This is a genomic window from Spirosoma sp. (genome assembly GCF_048594605.1).
In the GTDB taxonomy this organism is placed as follows: Bacteria; Bacteroidota; Bacteroidia; order Cytophagales; family Spirosomataceae; genus Spirosoma.
This window is the reverse complement of the sequence record NZ_JBMDWV010000179.1, coordinates 1-6,562: the sequence shown is the minus strand read 5'-3', so window position 1 is coordinate 6,562 and position 6,562 is coordinate 1. Positions and strand designations below refer to the sequence as shown.

The 6,562-nt window shown below is 42.8% G+C and carries 4 protein-coding genes and 1 pseudogene; 1 reads left to right on the top strand and 4 read right to left on the bottom strand.

Features of this window, described 5'->3' with window-relative positions; all coding sequences use genetic code 11:
• The 4 genes and pseudogenes from ACOJS8_RS11320 to ACOJS8_RS11305 form a co-directional block, all read right to left on the bottom strand.
• Positions 1–2,207, bottom strand: a pseudogene (locus ACOJS8_RS11320) (hypothetical protein); the annotation flags it as partial.
• Positions 2,208–3,674, bottom strand: coding sequence for a hypothetical protein (locus ACOJS8_RS11315; protein WP_420148651.1), 1,467 nt, complete (start codon positions 3,672–3,674; stop codon positions 2,208–2,210).
• A gap of 11 nt (positions 3,675–3,685) precedes the next feature.
• Positions 3,686–4,120, bottom strand: a complete 435-nt coding sequence (locus ACOJS8_RS11310) for a hypothetical protein (RefSeq protein ID WP_420148650.1) — start codon at positions 4,118–4,120, stop codon at positions 3,686–3,688.
• Positions 4,121–4,122: 2 nt separating this feature from the next.
• The gene (locus ACOJS8_RS11305) at positions 4,123–5,433 is read right to left on the bottom strand and encodes a hypothetical protein (RefSeq protein ID WP_420148649.1); all 1,311 of its coding nucleotides are present in this window, start codon (positions 5,431–5,433) and stop codon (positions 4,123–4,125) included.
• Between the two features lie 169 nt (positions 5,434–5,602).
• On the opposite strand from ACOJS8_RS11305, the gene ACOJS8_RS11300 reads away from it, so the two are divergent.
• Positions 5,603–6,562, top strand: a 960-nt coding sequence (locus ACOJS8_RS11300) for a hypothetical protein (RefSeq protein WP_420148648.1), incomplete at its 3' end; no start/stop codon positions are given.

Below are 6,562 nucleotides of genomic sequence, written 5' to 3'. Positions count from 1 at the left end.
ACATTGGACCACTTCAGATTAAGAACATTGCGTGAATTTGGCGATGTCTGTTCTCGTTCTGTATAAAAAGGCAGTGTTACGTGGGCTAATGCGTCGGTTGGTGTTCCCCAGTTTAAGCCTACGGGCTCGTTGAGAGCCGTTCGGGTAGGAAGTTGGTATGGTTCCTGTTTTCCAATTCGAGCGGGTAAGAACTCCTTCACAATAGGGTCAATCAACCGCCCATGCCCTAAAGCACGTGTTTGAGCTTCCGACTTGTGTAGTCCTTTCAGTAGCTCGTCTTTAGGAAGCTCAAAAGCTCCTCTCGTTCCATTATCACTCCAGTATTCGATGTGTGTGTTCGTCGTGCCAAAGTCAACTGCTACCCTAAAACGACTCACGTTCGTTTTTGGGTCGGGCCACTTTGGCAGTAAGGTTGCCTGTACGAGTTGATCGGTAAAAGGCAGGTTGAATTGAACCAAGTCAAAATTGTCTTGTAAAACCAGAAAATTTGTTGAAGCTGCGTCGCGGTCATTGCTTTTTTTACGACGTTGTACCGTTCGGACTGGCTTAATCGGGATTAACGAATCTTCAATCCGGTACAGAGAAAGACTCGCTTCGGCGCGTTCTGTTCGTTGTCCATCTACCATCATAAGTCGATAGCGAGCCGTTGCGTTGGTTGTGCGTAGAAACGGAAATACCAATAGTGTCAATGACCACTCAACCAATTCGCCTACTTGATAGCCGGTGTCTTTAGGGCGCAGGAAGGGTGGTTGCCCCGCTTTAGGCCATTCATACGTTCGTTCAAACGTGACAAACCCCTGCGTAACCGGAATCCTCAAACTAACCGTGATATTCTGTTTTTCGTTAGGTTGTCCCTGATTGGCTGAGGGCACCTTCTGAATACTGATTTTTACGTTTCCGTTCGTCAGGTCATCAGCCTTGAAAAATTCGAAAAAGCGGCTTGTTAATGGCAACAGATAACTACTCCGGTCATCAATACTCAGTACAGTAGCTGAAAACTCCGAATCAACCGAAAAGGGTAAGCGCACTAAATACGATTCTAAAAAATCGGATATAGTCAGATACGGATAATTTTGCCCTTCATGTCCCGGCAACTGCCGCTCCATAAGTGGCTTCGGATCAAAATAAGGCACTCTGATTTGTGGGTTCCACCGAGTGGTATTGAAATAGATAAGATTGGGAGTATTTAGGCCATTCGCAAGCACCAGAGGTTTATGAGGAATGGGGCAGTTAGGCGATTTGATAGTCAGGTGACTGGTCTCAGTAATCGACCCCGGCTTAACTCCAGCACTTAAAAAATAGGGTTGTCCCAGAATGTCCATTTGGGCGTTCGCCTGACCGGATGGGTTTACCGGTTGCTTATAGCGGGCCGAAAACGCATTTGGATTAGCCTTTGCTTTTTGAATTGTACTGAATAGGTTGGGGTTAACCGGGTTGAGTTCAGTTAAACTCTTTTCTAAATACTTGGTGAACTCATCGAAGCGATTTGAAAAAAACATACCAGGTTCCTCCGGTTTAGAGGAGTCAGGATCAACTGACTTATTAGGGTCGGGCAACGAATTGATATAGGCGAAGTAGTGATAGATATATTCCTGAAAGTCATTGTCGCGGAGAAACAGCGGGGTAAAGTTATTGGTATCAAACGCCCGATGGTTTCCTAACTGTAGGTTTATCGTACCAACGTCGTTAGCCGTAGAAAAAAACAATGTTGCTGGTGAAGTAGCCCCAAGAATTTTATGTTGTCTGTAGCGAATGATAAACAATCGTTTGAATTCTTCTTCGCTAAAATTATAGCTACTGGCATCCTGTATTAAAAAAAGATCAAGTGTATTACCTAACAATCGGTGACGAGCATCACCGGCATTGATCAATCTATCAACTTCACTCCGCTCCCAAGTTAGTATCTCAATGTCGTTTTTAAACCGCTCATAGTTGAAAACGATTTCGGCCAAGTCGAGTGCTTCTGATACCAGCCGATGGTACATCGTATCGCCCACCAAAGGAGTTTCGGGCTTAACTAATTGCTCAAACGCTGTTTTAACCAAATCTATTCGGGCAAACGGGCTAGGGATTGATGTGATCTGGCGGTCTGGCGACAACCCGGCTGGATTATGGATGGTATTAATTGCATTAGGGCCGATCGGTGTTGAGACAGCCCAATCATTTAATTGATTACCAGTGTGGAGTCTGAATACGTAGGACATCATCTAAGCGTTAAAACGGCGGTGCATAACTTCTTTAGTAGCCCGGTAAATAGCCGCGCCAAACTTTTGTATAATAGGCCACTTGCTAATATCCCCATCAGACACTTCCTGAAGAATCTGATTGAAATAGTGGAAATTCTCTACCCTCCGAATTTCGTCAAATTTTTTCAGTGGCTTAGGCTCAACCCCATTGATAAGTTTGAAGATGTTGTCGCGGGTCGTATCGGCCCGAAACAATGCTAAATTCGGTTGATTAGCTTTTAGTTCGCCAAGCCATGTGTCGAATAGGTGACAGAATGCCTTAAATTCCTTATAAAATGAATCCGTTAGAAACTCTCGCCCAATGCGGGTGCCACTCGTAAAAGCCGGTTGTAAGCCGAATGCACGTTCGGCTTCGAAACGGAGGTATTCGCTTACGTACAGAAACTGCCCCAATGCCCGTTTCAACTGTTTTTGAGTAGTAGGCCCTAAATTATCAAACGTGAGTTGTTGCTCTCGTTTAGTAATGCCAAATTCCCTATAAACCGTATGGCGATTTGCTTCGGGATTCATCTTATTTGTCTCTTGCGCAAAGTCTAAAATCGCCAACGCACCGGCTAACTCTACAATATGGGCGTTGTTTAACTGCGACTCTCCACCCGCATGATTTGAGTAAGTTACGGGGTCGGGGTCGGCGATGTAGTACATTGCATTCAAGTAGTTGTTGGTCGTTATTGTCCGGTCGTAGTAGGACAAAGCAGCAATTGCTTTAGGAACATACGTTTTGGAGTCGGTTCCTGTTGTTTGCTCATTTAGTTTGTAGTAGGGCAGAACGGTTAACGCACCGATGACTGAATCGCGAAGCGACTGAGGGTTAGGCACATTCGATGCTGGTTTACGAATATTGTTAAGTAATAAAGGAAAACCAGCTGCCCCCGTACCCCCAAAGATGGAACTAATAATAAAAATCCGGTCGTTATGGCCAAATGAAGTAGCAAAAGCCGTAAAATCATCTGATGTAGTAAATTGATTTAGTACTATACTACCCATATTCGGATTTCCCCTGAATCCCTCATCCATATTCGTGTTTAAATTCTCCTGGGTGTAAAGCAGATTAATGAGTGCCTGATTTGCCGCGTTCAGCTGGGTGTATCCAATAAATTGGTCAAATGTGGTTTGAGAATTGTTTATTTTGAAGTTGAACCCGTGCGTATTCAGTTGAGTAGCCATCTGAGGATTTAATCCGGACAGAGGAGTAATAGTGGTCTTAAAGAAGCGATTGTGTTCAAACTCCAGCGGTTCCCGTACCCTCTGATAAGATTCCAGTGCTTTCACAGTACGATTTAAATCGCCGTTGGCAAGGTCGGGATCAACTAAAATGGGGACTAATTCGTAGCCGTTGAGATCTAATCCCGTGGCCAGTAACATCGTCAGCGACCGAATAACACGCGCACCCGTTCCGCCGATACCAAATACGTATAGTTTAGCCATTATTTCACTGATTAAAATGGGGTGTTTACGCCCGCTGTCCGAAGAAAAGGCAACCTGATTTTACGAACAAAAGCAAATAGAAAGAAAAATGTCGGTGCCCAGATCAACCCGTTGATTAATGCAAACATTGTCAGTTCCAGAGTCGTTGCCGCATAACCCTGAATGTATAGCTGTGAGGATGTAATAACATAGGCTATTACACTATTAACCAGACAGTTTACAAGCAGAATTATTCCCCATTGAAACCATCGAATAAAGCCAGGGTGATTCAGCAGATAATAATAGAATATCACCAGAAAAAAACTTATGCCCAGCATCAACAGACCAACCTGTACATATATGCCATGATTGTACATCGTTTGAGAGAAATTTCCCATGTGGGCCAATCCCCAAAGTTCATAAAGAGAAGCAAAAAAATTGTTTATAATAGGTGGCGTTGTGTTCATAATCAATTATTTTTTTCAATGTGAAACGAAAAGTCAGCTAAAGGCGGAAGTGAGGTTGACGTAAAACCAGCCGTTACGCCTTGTAGCAAAGGCAATAAGGCATACGTTTTTGTCGGTTGTATGCTCTCTTCCAATTTGGCGGTATGGCTTTGGGAAACCCAATTGGGTATATGGTTTATTAACCGGATGTTGTATGCACCGTCTGCAAACAAACCAGTTGTGCGTACCAGTAGAAGATAGTTGGCAGTTGTTTTACGAACTCGGTTAAACTCGGTCGCGGCAAATGTTGTCTTAGGAGCGTAACCTGCAAGTGGAATTACTTTCTCTACCCGGAATTTAGCATTTGAGACGGTATAGTTTCGTACGTCGCGTAAATAAGTAGCGTCTATTTCAGTAGGCAACTGGGCTGCTACAGAAAACTGAAACGAATTGGTTCCCGTTTCGAGCTCTGCATAATCGATAGTATTGTCGGAGGGGGTTTGATAGCGGCCAATCTGCTCCAAAGAAGATATGGTGTAAAAATGATTCGTAAGCTGATTGCTCAATACATAGGCGTTAATGTAGCCGGGCCAAACATTAGGCTTTACCCTCGCCAAGAAGGTGTTCACCGAGACAGGGGAACCCATAATCCAGACATAAAATGGTCTTGCTTGGCCATCTAAATAATCAGTTTTCTTCTCATCTGGATATACGTAGGTTCCGTGAAATTCGGCCTTGAATTGATAGATTGCTGCTTTGAATGGCTGTTTTTTTGATACTAACCCAAAAACCCCTTTCATGCCCTGTTTTGCCAAATCCAAATTAGAGCCCGTATATAAACAATCGCTCATCACGACTGTAATATCTCCTGCTTTAGCTTCCGCTAACGCGTTTTCAAAAATCTGGATCAGATCAGAGTTATAAACACTTCCTTGCTTCCAATTTTTATTTTCGGGGGTAATCTGATTCACAAAGGCTACCGATTTGCCGGTATAGTCTAATGGATATATCAAATTGTTGACTGCAAAGACCTGAACAGTCATATCACCCATATCAATATTTGCTCCGTTCAGCAATTCAAGTAGTACTTGCTTATATGCTGTATTTTTTTTAACATACCCATCCATGCTGAATGAGTTATCCAGAAAAAGACGAAAAGTACCTAAGTAGGGTTTAGCGCGGTCTTTCTTACTGCCTGAAAGACTGACTTCAGTTGTTGGCTTGGGTGGTGACGTAGCGGATGATTCGGCAGAAGGGCGGGTATAACAATTAGCAAGCGTGAAAGCGGTTATACTAATTAATGCTACGCGGTAGAATAGACTAGATAGAACCATATAATTGGGAGGTGTAGATTATAGCAGAAAATATGGTACCAATCTGTATATTTTTTTAGCAAGAACCAAAGAAAATATTTACTGAATACTATATTGGAACTAAAATTAAAAATGGCCACTCCTATCCTGTTCGCTTCCTACATGTTTGCGAAAGCTATATCATTCTACTATGCAACCAGTTTTATTAACACAAACAATATTTGCCAATCGCTACTTTCTTCTACACCAACCTGACAGTTTGGTCATTAGTGATGGACAGGTTTGGGTTGTTAGAGACTATCAGGCTAATTGTCAGGTTTTACTATGGACTTTCCCTACTGTTAATTCGCGTCAGGCAGGTGTTTTCAAATCAAATTTAGCGTCTTATCAACAGGTAGATTCACCAGGCTTACTACCCTTGCTTGATTATGGTGTCAGTGCAGATGATATACCCTATCTGGTTACGGATGATTGGGTTGTCACTACGGGATTAACACATCCCGTTATTGCAGACGATGAGCAACTTGCCTCATTACTCAAACAACTCACCGAAACCGTTTTAGCACTTCATCAACAAAGTTTATCGCCAACTCGTTTAGATGCTGAGACTATTATCGTTAATGAAATTCAAAATCAGTATCAGCTATTACCGCTAATTAAGCCGATAGACAAGCGGGCAGACTTGGCTAACCTAATCGCACTTTCTGAAACACTGTCTCCTGATTCTCCTGCAACAAAATGGTTAAAAGAGCAAACGAACGAACGCGATCTAACAGTTGAACAGATTAATCAGGTTACAAACCAATATTATATAAGCAAAGAGTGGAAATTACCAGAGGTACCTAAGCCAGAAGTTGTAGCCGAACCAACTGATACCGAATCAACCTCTGAGCCAGTTAAAACTGAACCCAGTGGTGGAACAACGGGCGATTATAGTAATAAAAACAAATGGTTGATGGGAGTAGGTATTAGCGTTGCACTACTACTTATAATATTACTGATTGCCCAAAACTGGCCCAAGAAGCGGGTAGAGATACAGACTGGTTCAACAAAACTAGACAGAACTTTAAAAGACACATCGACTACAAAAGGAGAAAATCTACCTCCTTCACCGTTGCCAAACTTCTCAGAACAGTACCGGAGTTTATTG

What these genes read in the sequence shown, in the direction of transcription:
- ACOJS8_RS11315 (WP_420148651.1), bottom strand. Translation starts at nt 3,674, where the DNA reads ATGGCTAAACTATACGTATTTGGTATCGGCGGAACGGGTGCGCGTGTT.
- ACOJS8_RS11310 (WP_420148650.1), bottom strand. Translation starts at nt 4,120, where the DNA reads ATGAACACAACGCCACCTATTATAAACAATTTTTTTGCTTCTCTTTAT.
- ACOJS8_RS11305 (WP_420148649.1), bottom strand. Translation starts at nt 5,433, where the DNA reads ATGGTTCTATCTAGTCTATTCTACCGCGTAGCATTAATTAGTATAACC.